This window comes from Polaromonas sp. CG_9.7, assembly GCF_015752205.1.
Lineage (GTDB): Bacteria > Pseudomonadota > Gammaproteobacteria > Burkholderiales > Burkholderiaceae_C > Polaromonas.
Genome location: NZ_JADOVG010000046.1, coordinates 1 through 1,667, shown reverse-complemented (window position 1 = coordinate 1,667; position 1,667 = coordinate 1). Strand labels below are relative to the sequence as shown.

Here is a 1,667-nt window from a genome sequence, read left to right as displayed (position 1 = left end):
TTACATGCCGCTGTAGTTCGGCCCGCCGCCGCCCTCGGGAGTGACCCAGACGATGTTTTGCGTCGGGTCCTTGATGTCGCATGTCTTGCAGTGCACGCAGTTCTGCGCGTTGATCTGCAGCCGGTCCGTGTTGTCCGGGTTTTTCACATACTCATAGACGCCGGCCGGGCAGTAACGGCTCTCGGGGCCGGCGTAGGTGGCCAGGTTGATGCTGACCGGCACGCTGGCGTCTTTCAACGTCAGGTGCGCCGGCTGGTTTTCCTCGTGGTTGGTGTTGCTGATGAACACCGAGGTCAGGCGGTCAAAGGTCAGCCGGTTGTCCGGCCTGGGGTAGACGATAGGCTGGCACTCGGCGGCCGGCTTGAGCATCGCGTGGTCCGGCTGGGTGCGGTGAATCGTCCACGGCGGGCGCTTGATGCCGATGCGCGGCAGCAGCCAGTGCTCGACGCCCGTCATCAACGCGCCCACGTACAGGCCCTTCTTGAACCACGACTTGAAGTTGCGCGACTGGTCCAGCTCTGCGGCCAGCCAGCTGCTTTCATACGCTGCCGGGTAGCTGGCGAGTTCATCGTGCTGCCGGCCCGCGGTGACGGCTTCGTAGGCCGCTTCAGCGGCCAGCATGCCGGTCTTGATCGCCGCGTGGCTGCCTTTGATGCGCGCGGCGTTCAGGTAGCCCGCCTCGCAGCCAATCAAGGCGCCGCCGGGGAACACCGTCTTGGGCAGGCTGAGTGCGCCGCCGGCGGTCAGCGCCCGCGCGCCGTAGCCGATGCGCTTGCCGCCTTCGAGGTATTTGCGGATCGCCGGGTGTGTCTTCCAGCGCTGCATTTCCTCGAACGGGCTGAGGTAGGGGTTGCTGTAGTCCAGCCCGGTGACAAAGCCCAGCGTGACCTGGTTGCCTTCGAGGTGGTACAAAAAGCCGCCGCCGTAGGTGTCGCTGGTCATCGGCCAGCCGGCGGTGTGGACCACCAGGCCCGCCTGGTGCCTGGCCGGCTCGATCTCCCACAATTCCTTCACGCCCAGCGCGTAGGCCTGCGGGTCACGGCCTTCGTCCAGCTTGAAGCGCTCGATCAGCTGGCGGCCCAGGTGGCCGCGCGCGCCTTCGGCAAACACCGTGTATTTCCCCAGCAGCTCCATGCCGAGCTGAAAGTTGTCCGTGGGCTCGCCGTCCTTGCCCAGCCCCAGGTTGCCCGTGGCCACGCCCCGGACCGAGCCGTCGTCGTTGTACAGCACTTCGCTAGCGGCAAAACCGGGAAAGATCTCCACGCCCAGCGCTTCGGCTTGCGTTGCCAGCCAGCGCGTGACGTTGCCCAGGCTGATGACATAGTTGCCCTCGTTGTGAAAGCAGTCGGGCACGAAGAACGCCGGGGTCTTGGTGGAGCCGGTCTCGCTCAGGAACAGCACCTCGTCGGCGGTGACGCCCTGCGTCAAGGGCGCGCCGAGCGCTTTCCAGTCGGGGATCAGCTCCGTCAAGGCTTTCGGGTCCATGACGGCGCCCGACAGGATGTGCGCGCCGGGCTCGGAGCCTTTTTCGAGCACGACGACCGACAGCTCCGTGCCTTTTTCGGCGGCGAGCTGCTTCAGGCGAATGGCCGCCGACAGCCCGCCCGGGCCGCCGCCGACCACGACCACGTCGTAGTCCATCGATTCTCGGGGTCCGTGCTGGGACA

At 66.2% G+C, this 1,667-nt stretch carries 1 protein-coding gene; it reads right to left on the bottom strand.

The genetic code is table 11. The annotated features are described in order from the left end of the window. A partial coding sequence (locus IWX87_RS19420; RefSeq protein ID WP_196865140.1) for an electron transfer flavoprotein-ubiquinone oxidoreductase occupies positions 1 to 1,667 on the bottom strand: 1,667 nt, incomplete at its 5' end.